13 protein-coding genes are annotated in these 17,993 nt (G+C 53.5%); 9 read left to right on the top strand and 4 right to left on the bottom strand.

All coding sequences use genetic code 11. The annotated features are described in order from the left end of the window. Positions 1–238 precede the first annotated feature (238 nt). The 3 genes from BLR09_RS23675 (at position 239) to BLR09_RS23665 (ending at position 5,410) form a co-directional block, all read left to right on the top strand. A complete protein-coding gene (locus tag BLR09_RS23675) occupies positions 239–2,176 on the top strand; it encodes a DUF3857 domain-containing protein (RefSeq protein ID WP_093208544.1) in 1,938 nt (645 codons plus the stop codon). A gap of 1 nt (position 2,177) precedes the next feature. Further along, positions 2,178–4,073, top strand: coding sequence for a DUF3857 domain-containing protein (locus BLR09_RS23670; protein WP_093208542.1), 1,896 nt, complete (start codon positions 2,178–2,180; stop codon positions 4,071–4,073). A 392-nt stretch (positions 4,074–4,465) separates the two neighbouring features. Beyond that, entirely contained in the window at positions 4,466–5,410 is a 945-nt protein-coding gene (locus BLR09_RS23665) for a 3-oxoacyl-ACP synthase III family protein (protein WP_093208540.1), read from the top strand. A 79-nt stretch (positions 5,411–5,489) separates the two neighbouring features. Here BLR09_RS23665 and BLR09_RS23660 read toward each other — a convergent pair whose 3' ends face one another. Beyond that, complete coding sequence (locus BLR09_RS23660; RefSeq protein WP_093208537.1) at positions 5,490–5,969, bottom strand: hypothetical protein; 480 nt, start codon at positions 5,967–5,969, stop codon at positions 5,490–5,492. Between the two features lie 355 nt (positions 5,970–6,324). On the opposite strand from BLR09_RS23660, the gene secA reads away from it, so the two are divergent. The 4 genes from secA to BLR09_RS23635 all read left to right on the top strand — a co-directional run bounded on the left by secA (position 6,325) and on the right by BLR09_RS23635 (position 13,621). Continuing rightward, positions 6,325–9,702, top strand: a complete 3,378-nt coding sequence (secA, locus tag BLR09_RS23650; protein ID WP_093208532.1) for a preprotein translocase subunit SecA — start codon at positions 6,325–6,327, stop codon at positions 9,700–9,702. A gap of 475 nt (positions 9,703–10,177) precedes the next feature. Beyond that, positions 10,178–10,879, top strand: coding sequence for a hypothetical protein (locus tag BLR09_RS23645; protein ID WP_093208529.1), 702 nt, complete (start codon positions 10,178–10,180; stop codon positions 10,877–10,879). A gap of 15 nt (positions 10,880–10,894) precedes the next feature. Then, a complete protein-coding gene (locus tag BLR09_RS23640; protein WP_093208526.1) occupies positions 10,895–11,341 on the top strand; it encodes a YciI family protein in 447 nt (148 codons plus the stop codon). A gap of 75 nt (positions 11,342–11,416) precedes the next feature. Continuing rightward, a complete protein-coding gene (locus tag BLR09_RS23635; protein WP_093208522.1) occupies positions 11,417–13,621 on the top strand; it encodes an alpha-galactosidase in 2,205 nt (734 codons plus the stop codon). Between the two features lie 227 nt (positions 13,622–13,848). Here BLR09_RS23635 and dnaJ read toward each other — a convergent pair whose 3' ends face one another. Continuing rightward, complete coding sequence (dnaJ, locus tag BLR09_RS23630; protein ID WP_093208519.1) at positions 13,849–14,994, bottom strand: molecular chaperone DnaJ; 1,146 nt, start codon at positions 14,992–14,994, stop codon at positions 13,849–13,851. A gap of 68 nt (positions 14,995–15,062) precedes the next feature. Beyond that, a complete protein-coding gene (locus BLR09_RS23625) occupies positions 15,063–15,626 on the bottom strand; it encodes a nucleotide exchange factor GrpE (protein WP_093208516.1) in 564 nt (187 codons plus the stop codon). A gap of 104 nt (positions 15,627–15,730) precedes the next feature. On the opposite strand from BLR09_RS23625, the gene queG reads away from it, so the two are divergent. Together queG and BLR09_RS23615 are read left to right on the top strand one after the other, a co-directional pair. Next, positions 15,731–16,687 (top strand): tRNA epoxyqueuosine(34) reductase QueG, encoded by a 957-nt coding sequence (gene queG / locus BLR09_RS23620; protein WP_093208513.1) that lies wholly within the window; start codon positions 15,731–15,733, stop codon positions 16,685–16,687. Positions 16,688–16,765: 78 nt separating this feature from the next. Continuing rightward, complete coding sequence (locus BLR09_RS23615) at positions 16,766–17,413, top strand: porin family protein (RefSeq protein WP_093208673.1); 648 nt, start codon at positions 16,766–16,768, stop codon at positions 17,411–17,413. An 80-nt stretch (positions 17,414–17,493) separates the two neighbouring features. Here BLR09_RS23615 and BLR09_RS23610 read toward each other — a convergent pair whose 3' ends face one another. Continuing rightward, positions 17,494–17,991 carry a DUF4831 family protein gene (locus BLR09_RS23610; RefSeq protein WP_143011207.1) on the bottom strand — a complete coding sequence of 166 codons (498 nt, stop codon included), beginning with the start codon at positions 17,989–17,991 and terminating at the stop codon, positions 17,494–17,496. Positions 17,992–17,993 lie beyond the last annotated feature (2 nt).

The raw sequence follows: 17,993 nt of genomic DNA, 5'->3' as shown, positions 1-17,993 counted from the left end.
ATCAACAAATTGTTAAGATCAGCCGGCAGAAAATCACGAATTGATGAAACGGATTCATTTGAAAATATTCCATACGGGAAAATGCAGGAATAGCCGGCTTCTTTCTTTATTTGTCCGACGATCCTTAACCCCATAACACATGTCCCCTTTCCACTAAACTACCTGCGGTAGCTTCTTTCGCTGCTTTCCTTTTTTATCCTCCGTTAACCTGCTGTCCGAAATTTGTATTCCGAGTTGTATGAGACTTTTTTTAGTACTCGTCCTGTCTCTTTTTTCAGGATGTATTGCCTTTGCGCAGAAGCGATCTGTTCCCAAGATTACAGCGGATGATCTCCGGATGACGGTGTATCCCGGCGATTCGTCGGCGGATGCCGCTATTCTGGATGATTACACCTACCTGAACCTCCCGGAGCCGGAGGGTGGATACTACAAAATCCGCCAGGAGTTCTTCCGGCGTATTAAAATCTTCCGGAAATCAGCATATGAGCGAGCGACTATTTCCATCCCCCAATACCGGAACGGAAACCGGTCAGAAGAGTTTGTTGTGAACGTAAGAGGGCGGACCTATTGGCTGGAAAACGGCGTCATTCAATCGGAAGAATTCCGGAAATCGGCCCTGTTTGAATCGAAAGCAGGTGACCGCCTGTACCTGACTAAATTTACCCTTCCCCACGTGCAGGAAGGATGTATTATTGAGTATCAGTATGAGCTGGCGTCGGACTTTATTTTTCAACCGAAAGACTGGTTTTTTCAATCCGATATTCCGGTTCGTCGAAGCGAATGTGCCGGATTTTTTCCGCCTAAACTCTACTACCGTACGATCTTCCAGAATCCCAGACCGCTGAAAGTCAACAAGACAGACAACGATGACCGGTATGGTATGAATTTTCAGTATGTGGTCGAAGACGTCCCGGCGATCCGCACCGAACCCTATACTACCAACCCGGAAGACTACCTTGCCCGGTTACGGTTTGAGCTCGAACGCAGTGCGCTCGATGGGATCGTCAAGAGCTACTCCAACCGCTGGACCGACATTGACAAAAGCCTCATTAACGACGATCAGGTAGGCCGGTATCTCCGGAAAACCAGTTTTCTGAAAGAGCTTGCCCAGGCTATTCGCGCGGCGCATCCGGATACGCTCGGAATGGTGGCGGAAGCCCAGAAAACGATTCGCCAGCTGATGACCTGGAACGGTAAATCACGGTTTTGGTCTGAAAGTACGCCGAAGACAATTTTCGAACAGAAAACAGGTAACTCGGCCGAAATTAACCTGCTGCTGATCGGGCTGGTACGGGAATTGAATCTGCCGGTATTTCCGGTTCTGCTCAGTACCCGTGACAACGGTATGGTCTTCCTCGAATTTCCGATGCTCAGCTATTTCAACGAAGTGGTAGGCGTCACGTACATCGGCGGAAAGCCGGTTTTTCTTGACGCAACCGACGCCTATCTTCCGCTAGGCACGCTGCCGTACCGCTGTCTGAATAAAGTAGGCCGCATTGTAGACAGGGACAAGGCTGACTGGATTTACCTCGCACCGGTAACGAGCCGGGAGGTTATCTCCCTGGAGTACAACCTCAAAGCCGACGCCAGCCTGACCGGTAAAATAGCGTATACCTGGTCGGGTTATGAAGCGCTTAACCGTCGGCATGAGTTAATAAAAAGCAGCACGGAAAAACTGGCACGTTCCTGGATATTAGGCCAGTCGGGCGAAGGGTCGGTCTCAAACGCAAAGGCGGAATTCCTCGAGGATCCGGCCAAAAGCTTCGTCTTTTCGGCGGAGATCGCGTACGAGGACGCCTGCACCCGTACCGGCGACAGGCTGTACCTGGACCCGTCCCTCGGCCGGGCGATTTCCCGCAACCAGTTCAAGCATGCTACGCGGTTGTATCCGGTCGACTTTGGCCATCCGACCGAGCAGGTCGTCATGGCTACCGTGAACCTGCCGGAAGGGTATCTTCCCGAGGCGCTTCCGGCGCCGAAGGTAATCGTGCTGCCGGAAGACGGCGGCCGGTTTACTTTTCAGATGCAGCTCGCGGAAGACAAGCAGTTACTCTTCGTGAGCCGCCTGCAACTTAAAAAGCCTGTTTATACCTCCGACGAATACCCTTACCTCAAACAGCTGATGGACATGGTTATCGCGAAACATACCGAGAAGGTCGTCCTCAAAAAGAAATAACATGCGTCTGATCTGGTTGCTGCTGGGTTGCCTGCCGTTTTGGGCGCAGGCTCAGCAATACCCCGCCTTCAGTGTCCGTCCGGAGCTGAAGCGGGATGCAGGAGCGGTTATCCGCCTCCGCGAAGAGGAATTTGAAATTACGGCGGCGGGAGAGGCTGTCGAGCGCGTCCGGGAGGTGGTGACGATTTTTGATGAACGGGGGCTCGATTATGCCTCCAAAGAAGTGTTTTACAACAAAAACGCCCGGATCCGGTCCTTCGAAGGCCGACTGCTCGACGCCTCCGGCAAGGAGCAGAAACGGCTGAAGAAATCGGATATCGTCGATGCTTCCGCCCACGCGAGCTACTCGCTATACGACGACTCCAAAGTACGGCAGGCAACCTTCCGGTATGCTGTCTACCCGTTTACGGTAGAGTTCGCCTATGAGCTTGTTTCGAAGTCTACGGCCTTCTATCCGTACTGGTTTCCGCAACAGGATGAGGAGGCGGCCGTGGAGCAGTCGTCCCTGACGGTGCGCGTGCCCGCGTCTCTCGGCGTCCGGTACCGGGAGCTGAACGGAGCGAAGCTGCTTCGGAAGACGGAGGAAGCCGGCATCCTTACTCAAACCTGGGAGGTTCGAAACCTGTCTCCGAGAGAAAAAGAACCTTATACGGATCCGTATGCCGTTTGCGGGCCGGCGGTACTGATGGCTCCGAATGCTTTTCAGATGGAGGGATACAAAGGCTCCGCCGCTTCCTGGAAAGAAATCGGTCAGTTTTTTTATGACCTGAATGCCGGACGCGATGAATTGCCCGAAACGACGAAACAAGCCGTTCTGCAATTGGTCAGGGATGAAAAAGATACCCGCGTCAAAATTGCCAGACTATACCGGCACCTGCAGCAGTCTACCCGTTATGTCAGTATTCAGGTGGGAATCGGCGGCTGGCAGACGTTTCCCGCGTCCACCGTTGCGGAAAAGGGGTACGGCGATTGCAAGGCGCTTTCCAACTACCTGAAAGGAATGTTGAAAGTGGCTGGTATTCAATCGTTTACGGCGTCCATTACAGCGGGGAAAAGCCGGCCGGATATTTTGCCGGACTTTCCGTCGGTGGTATTCAACCACGAGGTACTTTGTGTGCCGCTGGAAAAGGATACCGTATGGCTGGAGTGTACCGACCAGTACGGCCAGCCGGGGTACATGGGCAGTTTCACCGGCGGAAGGTATGCCTTGCTGGAAACCCCGGCGGGGGGTAAACTGGTCCGGACGCCCGACTATCAGGAGCAACAAAACGGCGTATTCCGGCGTGTGAACGTACGCCTGGATGCAAAGGGCAGCGCCCGGGTGGACATGGCAACGCGCTACACCGGTATTCAGCAGGAAACCCTGCGGGAGGTGAAGGAGACTACGTCCGGAGAGGATCTGCGGAAATGGATGCTGCAACAGATTCACCTGGCTTCGTTCGACCTGGTTCGTTTTCAGCTGTCAGATGCATCGCTGCCGGCCGGTCCGGTTATGACGGAAGAACTGACCCTGGATATGCGGCAGGCAGGAACGCTGACCGATCACCGCCTGTTTGTTCCGCTGGCTCAGTTTTCCCGGAAGATGCCGGTTCCGGATGCGACGGTACCGCGCGTACACGACCTTATCTGGAAGCGGGGATTCACGGACGCGGATACCGTTACCTGCCACGTACCGGAAGGATACCAGCTGGAGGGGCTTCCGGAGGCGGTGGAAATCAAAACCCAGTTCGGGACGTACCGCGCAAAAACAATGGCAGGGCCGGAGGGACTTACCTATATCCGCACGTTGCAGGTGCTGCCGGTCCGAAGGCCCGCGTCCGATTATGCAGCATGGATTGATTTCTGGAAAAAAGTAGCAAAAGCCGATCGCGTACAGGCTGTCTGGAAAGAAAAATGACCCGTTGGATGAGGGAAGGGGCTGCCTTCGCCTCATCCTGACGGGTGATCTGGTTTTTAGTTTTACGCGATGAAATTCATAATTCCGACATACGGTAATAGTATGCTTACATACTATTGGGATGCTCAAAGATAGAATGCATACCTAATATTATGCAAGCATACTATTTAATTTTTTGGAGAGAACTTTTCGGAGGACGCAAGGTTTATACAGCGCATGCGAGCCTTACGTTACACCGAATAGGAAGAGATTGTAAATTTACGTATGATTATATCAATAGCTTCTATGAATATTCTGTGATCCATTTGCGTAGTTCAATACAAAACACATTCTTTGCATAGTGCAATAAATCACGGCAAAGTGCAAATGCGAGCTTTCCCCGCTTGACCCTTATGTATATCAACGCGATAAGTAGCTATCTGCCGGAGCAAGTTGTTACGAATGAACACTTCGCCCGACTGAATGGATTGTCTGACCAGTGGATTGTGGAGCGGACGGGCATCCGAGAACGTCGGAAAGCCGCCCCTCACGAAAACACGAATACCATGGCCATCGAGGCCGTACGCCAGGGACTGGCGTTGCTGCCTTACCCGGTTCAGGAAATTGACCTGATTGTTGGGGCCACCTATACGCCGTATGATACCATCGTTTCCCTGGCCCATGCTGTCCAGCATGACCTCCAGATTCCGGATATTCCGGTGGTGTCGGTTTCTTCGGCGTGCTCGTCCCTGCTGAATGCCCTCGAGGTAGTGCAGGGATATTTCTGCATGAAAAAAGCGACGCGTGCGCTGGTAGTGGTGTCTGACAATAACACCGCTTACAGCAATGACGAAGACAAAGTTGCCGGTCACCTCTGGGGAGACGGCGCTGCGGCGTTGTTTCTCTCGGCAGACCGCGTATCCGAAGGAGATTTCAAGATCGTAGACATTCTGACAGGCGGAGCTGCCACGGCCGGTAAGGCTATGGAAGGCGTCGTCCTGAAGCCGAAAGACGGCGGGTTTGTCATGCCCAACGGTCGCGACGTATTCATCAACGCTGTTGTGTATATGCCCCGTGCGAGCCGGCAGATCCTCGGTCGCAACGGCATGACCCTCGACGACGTGGATTGGGTACTTCCGCACCAGGCCAACTTCCGGATTTCGAAAAAAGTCATGGAAGAGCTCGGCCTGCCGATGGACAAGCTGCTTTCCAACATTCAGTACCTCGGCAATACCGGCTGTGCCGGCTGCGCCATCGGGCTGGATGAAAACAAGTACCGTTTCCAGAAAGGAGACAAGATTGTCGTCACGACCTTCGGCGGCGGCTACTCGTTCGGGGCGATGCTGGTGGAAGCCTGATTCAAACAGACAAGCATAAAAAAGGGATTTCCTGGCCGGAAATCCCTTTTTCTATTTGGGTCAGGTAGGAAATGAGCCCTTATTCAAATTTCATTTCAATGGTACGGTCACGGCTGTTGTCGTAGGCGTCTACCGTCACTTTCAGACTGCCCGGTGCTTTGGTCAGGTGGTTGTACGGGTCGACCTGATCCCAGAAGCCGGACGTTTCCTCGCCGAAGTCGATGGTTTTGGTTGCGCCCGGTTTTCCAATCACGAGGTAAAAGTGTTTGGCCTTCTTGCCCATATCCGCGTACTTCTTGAATACCTTTTCCTGATTCCAGGTCATTTCCCGGATGGCGTCGGCGCCGTCTACTACGTCTTTTTTCTTTCGGTTGATCGACACGAACGTATCGTACACCGCGTAACCGATAAACGCAATTATGACAAGGGGAAGCAGGCGGGTATAGATATCTCCCTGACCTTTGCCCGCGCCGATACTGCCCAGGCCGGGTATTTTCATCTTGGGCCGCTCCTTGTGAACGCGGCGGTAGTAGGGATTCTCTTCCTGTTGGTCGCTCATAGCGCTGATGACGTTGAAAAAACGAACTAATATAGTAGTTATAGGGCGGGTGAGAAAAGAAAACCCGTTCACTGACCGTTTTTTTGGTCAAAAAAGGCGGACCTGTCCGACTGCTTCTGATTTTCTGTCAATTTGTCCGATCTGCAAAACCTTTTGGCCGCTTTCGGGTCCAAAGCGGTGTTTGGGAACTTTTTTTTTGCTTTCGGGTGCGGAGAATAGCGTAAATTTGTCTTCTGCCTGTTGTCCGACCCCCGGTGGGGGCTTTTTGTTTGAAGCCGTCACAACCGATTTGTATTGAAAGTCAGCGTGTCACATGGTTGACTAACCACGATTAACGGTGCTTTAGCACAGAGCTATGCTTAAACTCATCACCAAAATTTTCGGCACGAAATCCGATCGGGACCTGAAAGAACTGTATCCCTACGTCGGAAAGATTAATGCCGAATTTGCCAGGTTAAAGGATTTATCTGACGATGATATCCGCCAGCAATCCGCTGATTTGAAGGCAGTTATCAAAGAACGTCTGGCTCCCATTCAGGAACAGGCCGATGCCATCCGTCAGCGCATTGACGTAGAAGCGGACCTGGATATCAACGAAAAGGACTCCCTGTTCAAGCAGCTCGACGCCCTCGAAATACAGTCGGATCAGAAGCTCGAAGAGGTATTGCTCGAGATTCTGCCCCGGGCTTTTGCGCTCGTGAAGGAAACCGCCCGCCGGTATACCGAAAACGGGCAGCTTGCCGTCACCGCAACGGTTCACGACCGCTTTATTGCTTCGAAGAAATCGAACGTCGTCATCGACGGCGACAAGGCCATCTGGAAAAACACCTGGGACGTAGTCGGCCAGCCGATTACCTGGAACATGGTCCATTACGACGTACAGCTCATCGGCGGCGTGGTACTGCACCAGGGTAAGATTTCCGAAATGGCGACGGGGGAAGGTAAGACGCTCGTTTCGACGCTGCCGTCGTTCCTGAATGCCCTCGGCGGCAAAGGGGTACACATTGTCACGGTCAACGACTACCTCGCCAAGCGTGACTCCGAGTGGAATGCGCCGCTGTTTGAGTTCCACGGCCTGACCGTCGATTGCATCGACCGCCATGAGCCGAATACCCAGGCACGCCGCAACGCTTATCTGGCTGACATTACGTACGGTACCAATAACGAATTCGGGTTCGACTACCTCCGTGACAACATGGCACGGAGCCCGGAAGAGCTCGTCCAGCGCAAGCACCACTTCGCGATGGTCGATGAAGTGGACTCCGTCCTCATCGATGACGCCCGGACCCCATTGATTATCAGCGGTCCGATTGTGAAAGACGACGACGTACAGGAGTTTGAGGTACTCAATCCCCGCATCCACAAGCTGGTCGAAGAGCAGCAGAAGCTCGTTCAGGGCTTCCTGACAGACGCCCGCCGCCTCATTGCCGCCGGCAATACGAAAGAAGGTGGTCTGGCGCTGTTCCGTGCGCACCGCGGTCTGCCGAAGTACAAGCCCCTCATCAAGTTCCTCAGCGAACAGGGGAATCAGGCGATCATGCGGGCGACCGAAAACGACTACCTCCAGGAGCAGGGCAAGCGTATGCCGGAAGCCGATGCGCCGCTGTTTTTCGTCATTGAAGAGAAAAACAACTCGGTCGAACTGACAGAAAAGGGAATCGATGTCATGACGTCGAAAAACGAAGATCCGAACTTCTTCATCCTGCCTGACCTGTCGATCGAGCTCAACCGCGTAGACAAATCCGATCTTCCCGAAACGGAAAAAATCCACCGGAAAGACGAGATTATCCGCGACTATTCCATCAAAACACAACGTATCCACACTGTCAGCCAGCTCCTCAAGGCACATACCCTGTTTGAGCGCGACGTGGAATACGTCATCATGGACGGGAAGATCAAGATCGTCGATGAGCAGACGGGCCGGATCATGGAAGGCCGCCGGTATTCGGACGGGCTTCACCAGGCCATCGAAGCAAAGGAAAAGGTGAAAGTCGAAGACGCTACCCAGACCTATGCGACGGTAACGCTGCAAAACTACTTCCGGATGTATCACAAGCTGGGCGGTATGACCGGTACAGCGGAAACGGAAGCCGGCGAATTCTGGCAGATCTACAAACTGGACGTTGTCGCGATTCCGACGAACCTCAAGATCGTCCGCGCCGACCAGGAAGATAAAGTATACAAGACCGTTCGGGAGAAATACAACGCGGTTGTTCAGGAGATCGACGAACTGGTGAAAGCCGGTCGCCCGGTACTCGTCGGTACAACCTCCGTCGAAAACTCCGAAATCCTGAGCCGTCTGCTCCGCATGCGGGGTATTCAGCACCAGGTCCTCAATGCCAAGTACCACCAGCGCGAAGCGGAGATCGTCGCCAGCGCCGGTCAGCCCCGTAACGTAACCATCGCCACCAACATGGCGGGCCGGGGTACGGATATCAAGCTGACGCCGGAGTCCAAGGCGGCGGGCGGACTTGCCATCATCGGTACCGAGCGCCACGAATCCCGGCGGGTAGACCGCCAGCTGCGTGGTCGTGCCGGTCGCCAGGGTGACCCGGGTTCTTCTCAGTTTTTCGTTTCGCTGGAAGATAACCTGATGCGTCTGTTCGGTTCCGAGCGGATCGCGAAGGTGATGGACCGGATGGGGATGGAAGAAGGAGAAGTAATCCAGCACTCGATGATTACCTCGTCGATCGAACGGGCGCAGAAGAAAGTCGAAGAAAACAACTTCGGTATCCGGAAGCGCCTGCTGGAATACGACGACGTCATGAACTACCAGCGGGAGGCGATTTACAAGCGCCGCCGGAACGCGCTCTTCGGAGACCGGCTGGCCCTTGACCTCGCCAATATTCTGTTTGACGTATGCGAGGAGCTGGTGAAGAATAACCCGTCTTACGAAGAGTTCGAACTGCGCGTCATCGAGTCGTTGTCCATCCAGGTTCCGTTCTCGAAAGACGAATTCTCCCGTCTGCGGCCCGAACAGCGTACCCAGCAGCTCCACGCCGCGGCAGAAGGCCACTACAATGCCAAGAGCCGCGATATCGCACACCGGATGCTGCCGTTCTTCCAGCAGTTGTTTGACGCCAACCGCGGCAATGTCAACGACCAGTCGGTCATTGGCCTGCCCTTTACCGACGGCGAGCACCTCATGGGCTTCCAGGTCAACTTCCTGAAGGCGCTGCACAGCGAAGGCCGCGACGTCACGCGGGAAATCGAGAAGTCAATCGCGCTTTCTGTCATCGACCAGGAGTGGAAGGAACACCTCCGCGACATGGACGACCTGAAGCAGTCGGTACAAAACGCCGTTTTCGAACAGAAAGACCCGCTGCTGATTTACAAATTCGAGTCGATCGAACTCTTCCAGCAGTTTGTCAATAAAGTCAATTTCGATATCGTACAGTTGCTGATGCGCTATGATGTTCCGGAATTGCAGGTAGACGAAGCCCCGGCCGCTCCGCAGGCGCCCCGGCAGGCTCCGCCGCAGCAGAAGCTGCAAACCAGCAAGGACGACGTCGCCGGCATCACCGGAGGCAGCGCGCCAACCGCCGAGGAGCTTGAAGCCCTTGCCGGTCCGGCTATCGAAGACCGCCCGCGTCAGCAGCCGATCCGTTCCCACAAGATCGAGCCCAACCAGCGGGTTTCGGTACAGTATATGGACGGCCGTATCGAACGCGACGTGAAATTCAAGAAAGTAGAGGAAGATGTAAAACGCGGTCTCTGCGTGGTCATCGACTAAGCTTTCCCCTGGTTTTGAAGCCGGATCGGTGCAGGCTGATCCGGCTTTTTTGTATCTTTCGGGGAGGGGGAGCGGCAGGTTTTGGGCGATAAGCTGTAGTTTTTGGGCGATAAGCTTTAGGCTGTAAGCTATAAGCAAGAGGCTGAAACACATTGCCTACGGCATAAAGCCTATACCGCAAGCGATAAGCTCTATGCTTTAAGCTATAAGCAGGAGGCTGAAACACGTTGCATGTGGCATAAAGCCCATACCGTAAGCGATAAGCTTTATGCTGTAAGCTATAAGCAAGAGGCTGAAACACGTTGCATGTGGCATAAAGCCCATACCGTAAGCGATAAGCTTTATGCTGTAAGCTATAAGCAAGAGAGGGCTGAAACACGTTGCCAGCGGCCTAAAGCCTATAGCCTAAAGCATACAGCCTAAAGCCTACAACGTATTGCCTAAAGCTCTCCACCATCCCATTCACCCGTACCCTATGTTTTTTCAGCTTCAGTATGTATTGACAGATGCTTCCCCGGTGATGGACGCGCTCGTCCGGAACGAAGGGGAGCGGGATATCCTGCTGCTGCTGACGGGGCTGATCGGAGAGAGACACGCGGAGCTCGAAAGTACAGAGACGCCGAACACATGGAGAATCAGTGCGGAAGAAGGCTCGGAGGGTATTGTACGTCAGGTATTCAGGGCCTGGACGACGACCGAAGATCTCCCGGTACCGCTTCGTGAAGCCCGCCGGAATTTCTACCGCCGCCTGAAGTACTACCCGAAAGTGACAGGTGTGATCTTCCGCTGGTATGGCGCCGAGCCGGAAGAAGGAGAAGAGCAGACCATCGTGCGCAAGGAGTTTGCCCGGTGGCTGACGCCTGATCCGGTCGTCAGTGACCCTGAAGCGGTGATCGACCTGATTGCCCCCGTACTAAAAGGCGGGAAATTTGCCTGGAAGGGTCTGTATCAGGGAGAAGTCATCGAATTCAATCTAAAAGACAACGCCTTCCGCGAAACCATCCGGAAGCGTGAAATAGAGTTCGTCAGCGGCATGGCGCTGAAAGGAGTGCTCACCCAGCGGAGCGTACTGGAGAAGGTAACGGAGGTACTGATCCTCGACGAGACCCTCAAAAAGCGGAAGAAGTACGTCCATCCCAAACGGGAGCAGAACCAGTTATCCATGGAATTCGACTGAAAACTACCTGATACAATGAAAAAAGTACTGCTTCTGCTCCTGCTGTGCGCCACCGGCGCTTCGGCGCAAACGACCTATGACGAGCCGCTGGCCCGAAAACTCGGCGCCGACGAGTACGGAATGAAAAAATACGTACTGGCCTTCCTCAAAACCGGTTCTGTCAAAATCGAAGACAAAAACGAGCGGATGAAAGTCCAGAAGGAACACCTCCGCAACATGAACCGCCTCGCCGAAGAAGGCAAGCTGATCGTAGCCGGGCCGTTTCTTGACGGAAAGGAAAACAAGGGTATCCTGATCTTCAACGTCGAGAGCATGGAAGAAGCCCAGAAACTGGCCGAATCCGATCCCGGCGTCAAAGCCGGCATCTTCGCGCTGGAGCTGCATCCCTGGTACGGTTCGGCCGCACTGATCGAAACGCCCCGCCTCCACAAAACGCTTCAAAAGAAAAACGTCGCCGACTAATCCGCGATTTGTATCGGAAACAGGGCAGGGAATACACCTTACCGTGTATTTTTGGGATTCCTATATTCCTGCCTGATGAAATCTCTGAACCGCTTTTTTTCGGCATTGCTCTTATCTCTTGCCGCAACCAGCCTCTTTGCCCAGCAAAAAGTCACTATCCCGATCGAGACCGGCCGCAATGCCCTGGTGCTGCAAACGGATAAAAACAATCGCCTCAATATTGTCTATTTTGGACGGAAACTGACGCAGCCCGGTGAATACGCCTCCGTCCCCGGTCAGTACCGCCAGGATGATGGCAATGCCGGTATCTATGCGTCTCCGTATACGCCCAGCGGAACCGTCAGCCTTTCGGAGCCGGCTATCCGGGTAACCCACGCCGACGGGAATACCTCCCTCGAACTACTTTACCAAAGCCACGAAGTACAGCAGCTGAATGATAATGTAACGCAAACAATCATCCGGCTCAAAGATCCCGTGTATCCGGTTGAGGTGACGTTGTTCTACAAGGTTTACCGGAAAGAAAACGTGGTGGAGCAGTGGAGTACCATCCGCCACCAGGAAAAGGCGCCGATCGTCATGCACAAGTATGCGTCGGCCAACCTGTACTTTGCTGCCGGACAGTACCACCTCACCCATTACCACGGCGGCTGGGCGCGGGAAATGAACCCGGAAACGACGCAGCTCAAGGCCGGGATTCTCTCCCTCGATTCCAAGCTCGGTACGCGTGCGAACCTGTTTCAGCCGCCGACCTTTCAGCTTTCGTTCAACAAGCCGGCGACGGAAGACGAAGGCGAAGTACTCCTCGGTACCCTCGGCTGGTCGGGTAATTTCAAGATTGACTTCGAAGTCGATTCGTACGATAACCTCCGCCTGATCGCCGGTATCAACCCGCATGCGTCGGAGTATCCGTTGGAGCCGGGTAAGGAGTTCAAAACGCCCTCTTTCCTCTTTACCTATTCCGACAAAGGAAAAGGCGAAGCTTCCCGCAACCTGCACGACTGGGCACGCAAGTACCGTGTGCTCGAGGGCGAAGGCTCCCGCCTGACCCTCCTCAATAACTGGGAGGCTACCTATTTTGATTTTGATGAGACGAAATTGACGGGTCTCTTCGCTGATGGCAAAAAGCTCGGCGTAGACCTGTTTTTGCTCGACGATGGCTGGTTTGGCAATAAGTACCCCCGCAACGGCGACAATGCAGGGCTCGGCGACTGGAAAGAAAACGCCAAAAAACTCCCGCATGGCATCGGCTATCTCGTGAAGGAAGCCCAGAAAGCCGGGGTTAAATTTGGCATCTGGGTGGAACCGGAGATGGTCAACCCGAAGAGCGAGCTGTATGAAAAGCATCCGGATTGGGTTATCCGCCAGCCGGAGCGCCCCGAACATTACTTCCGGAATCAGCTGGTACTGGACCTGTCAAATCCCCAGGTGCAGGATTTTGTTTTTGGTATTCTGGATGACCTTTTTACCAAAAATCCCGATCTGGCATTTATCAAGTGGGACTGCAACGCAGTTATCTACAATGCGCAGTCAGAATACCTGAAAAAGACCAAGCAGGCGGAGTCGAAACTGTATGTAGACTATGTTTTTGGTTTGTATAAAGTCCTCGACCGCCTGCGTGCCAAGTACCCGAAAGTACCGATGATGCTGTGCTCGGGCGGCGGCGGCCGGGTGGACTACGAAGCCCTGAAGTACTTCACGGAATTCTGGCCGAGCGACAATACCGATCCCCTCGAACGTGTATTTCTGCAATGGGAATACTCGTACTTCTTCCCGGCGATTACCCACTGCGATCACGTTACGGACTGGGGCAAACAACCGCTCAAATTCCGGACCGACGTAGCGATGATGGGTAAAATGGGCTATGATATTGTGGTCAGTCACCTGAGTCCGGACGACCTCAAATTCAGTCAGCAGTCTGTTGAAACGTATAAGTCGATCAGCGATGTGGTCTGGCATGGCGACCTGTACCGGCTCGTCAATCCCCGGGAAAACGACTTTGCGTCGCTGATGTTTGTGAATAAGCAGAAGACCCGCTCGGTGGTATTCAACTACCTCGTGAGCAACCGTTACGGCGCGGGTTCCAAAATTCCGGTGAAATTCGGCGGACTGGATCCGGCCAGGAAATACAGCGTGAAGGAAATCAACCTGTATCCGGGCAAACGTTCAGCCATTGCATCGGAATCGGTATTTACCGGTGATTTTCTGATGACAGCCGGGTTCAATCCCGTTGTCAACAATGGCCGTACCAGCGTTATTCTGGAATTGAACGAGGTGAAATAGTTGTGGACTTTGGGCTGTAGGCAATAGGCTTTAAGCAGGTACCCGCAGCGGGAAGCCGTAACAACCCGATCTAAATAGTTTCTGTGTATTCTGTGTTTTCTGTGAGAACTTGATTTTTTATTTCTCACAGAAAACACAGAATACACAGAAAGCATATAAGCAAAAGAGCGCGTCCCATCTTCGGGACGCGCTCTTTTGCTTATAGCCTAAAGCTTACAGCCTATCGCTCAATTAAAAAAATCCTTCATCTTCTCAAAAAACGACTTATCGTTCTTCGTCGGACGGGGTTGGAAATTAGGCGAGCTGCGCAGTTTTTCAAGAATACCTTTCTCTTCCGAAGAAAGTACCCGCGGCGTCCAGACGTTCACATAAATAAGTTGATCGCCTTTTCCGTAGCTGTTGAGGTGAGGGATACCCTTGCCTTTCATGCGGAGGATCTTGCCGGATTGTGTGCCGGGTTCGAGGGTGATCTTGGCGCGTCCGTCGATTGTCGGAACTTCCATCGAGGTACCCAGCGCGGCGTCAACAAAATTCACATACAGTTCGTACACAACGTTGTTGCCATCCCGCTTCAGGTCCGGGTGTTCTTCTTCTTCGACGACGATGAGCAGATCGCCGGCAACGCCGCCGCGTGGCGGAACGTTTCCTTTGCCGCCCATTGACAGTTGCATGCCGTCGGCTACACCGGCCGGAATTTTGATGGAGATAACCTCTTCTGCCAGGGTACGTCCTTCGCCTACGCAGACGTCGCACTTCGCGTCGACAATCTTGCCTTCGCCGTTACAGGTCGGGCAGGTAGAAGACGTGACCATCTGGCCGAGCATCGTCTGCTGCACGCGGCGTACCTGGCCGTTCCCGTTACAGGTAGGACAGGTGCGGAGCGAAGTACCGTGTTTGGAACCGTTGCCGCCGCAGGCCTGACAGGTCACGTGGCGCTTGACTTTGATCTTCTTTTCGACACCGTTGGCGATTTCCTGCAGGTCGAGCTTGAGCTTGATCCGAAGGTCGGAGCCTTTCCGGACGCGTTGTTGCCGTCCGCCTCCGCCAAATCCGCCTCCGAAGAAGCTACCGAACGGACTTCCTTCCCCGAAAATATCTCCGAATTGGGAGAAGATATCGTCCATGTTCTGGGGCCCGGCGCTACCGCCCATACCCGCATGGCCGTATTGGTCGTAGCGGGCGCGTTTGTTGCCGTCAGACAGTACTTCGTACGCCTCGGCGGCTTCCTTGAACTTTTCTTCGGCTTCCGGATTATCGGGGTTCTTATCGGGGTGGTACTTGATGGCGAGCTTGCGGTAGGCCTTTTTGATCTCGTCATCCGAGGCCGACTTCGACACGCCCAGTACTTCGTAATAGTCTCTTTTTTGTGCCATCTTCTTAACAGGGGAATGATAGAATGAAAAAATGACAGGAATGATTCATCCTATCATCCGCAATTACGTCATGCTCCAACCACCACCTTGGCGAACCGGATAACCTTGTCGCCGAGGTAGTAACCCTTTTCCACTTCGTCAATGACTTTGCCTTTGAGGTCTTCGGACGGAGCCGGGAACTGCGTAATGCTCTCGTGAAGATCCGGGTTGAATACCTGGCCTTTGGCTTCCATCGGCTTGAGGCCTTTGGAAGAGATGGTCTTGGCCAGTTTATTGAAAATCAGTTCAATACCTTCTTTTTCGACCTTGCCGTCTTCCGAAGCGGCAAAAATGGCCTGGGCGCGGTCGATGTCGTCCAGGATGGGAAGAATAGCCTTGATTACGTCTTCCGAGGCTGTTTTGACCAGCTCGGTTTTTTCCTTCAGCGTCCGCTTGCGGAAATTGTCAAATTCGGCGGCCAGCCGGATGTATTTATCTTTCAGCTCCGTCAGTTCGGCCTGAAACTTCTCGTCCGGGCTGACTTCGGTTTCTGCGGCGATTGCACCTGCGGATGCTTCCTGTGCGTCGGAAACGTTGTCAGTAGCCTGTGATTGTTCAGTCTCTTCGGGTTGCGTGAATTCCGGATTCGTCATGTCGTTCGTACCTTTATGCTGTTAAACGGCAGGCAAAATTACTTTGCCACAGGCCGTTTCGCTGACAGATTGACATTTTTCCGGGGAGGATTCTCCCGTCCTGCATGACTGTTTCAGACCTTGTCCGGCAACGGCATACCGCTTCCGTGAAGGAAATCGCCCGGGACCTCGGGTTCGATTTCTGCGGAATTTCCGCGGCCGGATTTCTGGAAGAGGAAGCGCCGCGCCTCGAAAACTGGCTTCGCCGCGGCCGCCACGGGAAAATGTTGTACATGGAAAACCATTTCGACAAGCGCCTGGACCCCACGCTGCTCGTCGAAGGGGCAAAGTCAGTCGTTTCCCTGCTTTACAACTACTACCCGCCCGAACGCCTGCCGGAAGGAGAGGAAGATTTCAAACTGGCCAAGTATGCGTACGGGACCGACTACCACTTCGTCATCCGGGATAAACTGAAGGCTTTTCTGGATCGGATACGCGTCGAAATCGGGGAGGTAGACGGCCGCTGTTTTGTTGACTCCGCGCCGGTGATGGAAAAAGCCTGGGCAAAAAAAGCAGGGCTCGGCTGGGTCGGAAAAAACAGCAATCTCATCACCCGGGAAATCGGCAGTTTCTTCTTCCTGGCAGAACTCATCATCGATCTCGATCTGGAGCCGGATGGTCCTATTACCGACTACTGTGGCACCTGTACCCGGTGCATTGACGCCTGCCCGACGGATGCCCTTTCCGAGCCTTATTCAGTCGACGGCAGCCGCTGCATCAGCTACCTGACCATCGAATTGAAAGAAGCTATTCCTGGTGATTTTCAGGGAAAAACAGACAACTGGATCTTTGGCTGTGATATTTGCCAGGACGTATGTCCCTGGAACCGCTTCTCCCGCCCGCACCGGGAAACGGCCTTTCTGCTGCCGGAAGAGCTGAAGTCATTCGGACGGCGTGACTGGCAGGAAATGACGGAGGAAACCTTTCGCCGGATTTTTCAAAAATCCCCGCTGAAACGCGCGAAATGGGAAGGATTTGTCCGAAACCTGCGCTTCGTGTCGGAAGAAAATTCATCAGTGTAGAAAACTTTCTACGCGTTTTCAGCCGTATGTGTTTTCGTACGCTTCTTTTTACAACGAGCGATGAAAACACACTTTCACATGAAAAAGTATCTGCTGATTACTTTCCTCCTTTCTGCCCTTTCAACGGCCTCCTTTGCACAAGACAACCTTTCCTGGGGCCCGATGGCCGGCGTTTCTGTCTCCAATTTCCGGGGCGATGTTTCGAATACCGCCTGGAAAACCGGATTCACGGGTGGCTTGTTTATCAACTACTCGATTGTTGACCGGTTTGGTCTCGGCGGGCAACTGCTCTATACCCAATTGGGTGCGAAGGTGAAAAACAGTGACGCAGAAACCCGCCTGAATTACATCCAGGTGCCGATTCTGGCGACGTTCTACCTCAACGGGCGCGGGAATGCCCTCCGGCCGAAACTGTTCGTCGGACCGCACGTAGGCTTCCTCGTCGCTGCCCGCAACCAGAACGGTGACAACCTCAACGCCGATTCCAACAACAAGCAGTTTACCGGAATGGACGCAGGCTTGACCCTCGGCGGTGGGCTGAACTATCGCCTCAATAACCACATGTGGCTTAATGCCGATGTGCGCTATGGCCTGGGGCTGGTGGATGTCGTAAAGAATCCGAATGTGTCAGTTTACAACAAGAACTGGGGCGTCAATGTAGGTGTCAGCTTCCCGCTTGGCAAGTACACGCCGAGTAGCGGTAAGTTTACTCCGAGCCGACGCTGATTTCAATTTTAAACAATAAAGTCCTGCAGATGACTCCTGCAGGACTTCTTGTTTTTCCGCCCGGGAGAGTGGTGAAAATCCTATCGTTGCCGATCGAGACTGTCGAGGGATAATCTCAGTTTCAGAATTTTCTCCTGTTCTTCCAGCAGAGCCCTGCTGTTCTGAAGTTTCTCCAGTGGGGTCTGTGGTTTTAACAGGGCTGCTCCTGACGAGAGGGCAGCACCGGCATTTTTTACCTGATCTCCTGTGATTCCGGACGTCTTCATACTGACCGACCTCAGAGCTCCGGTCGCGGGATCCAGTTCGATGGAATTCGTCGAAACTTTGGGACTGAGGAACGCAATCTTTCCGAGCTGTGGCATCGGTAAATTGGCACCTGCAACTGCTGCAGAGTCAGTAGCTTTACCCTCAGTAAGCTTGATTGCAAACCATGAGGGAAGATTGTATACCAGCCCGGTGCGGGTTTTTCGGTTGCGGAGATCCGCCATGGTGAAATGGCTGAAGGCGCTTTCGATGGAATTTCTTGGGGATGCCAGCACATGCAGGTAATATCCGTTGCTGGAACGTGTGTCTCCCATTT

Source organism: Siphonobacter aquaeclarae (genome assembly GCF_900103285.1).
Taxonomy (GTDB): Bacteria; Bacteroidota; Bacteroidia; order Cytophagales; family Spirosomataceae; genus Siphonobacter; species Siphonobacter aquaeclarae.
This window is presented reverse-complemented; position numbering and strand designations above follow the sequence as displayed.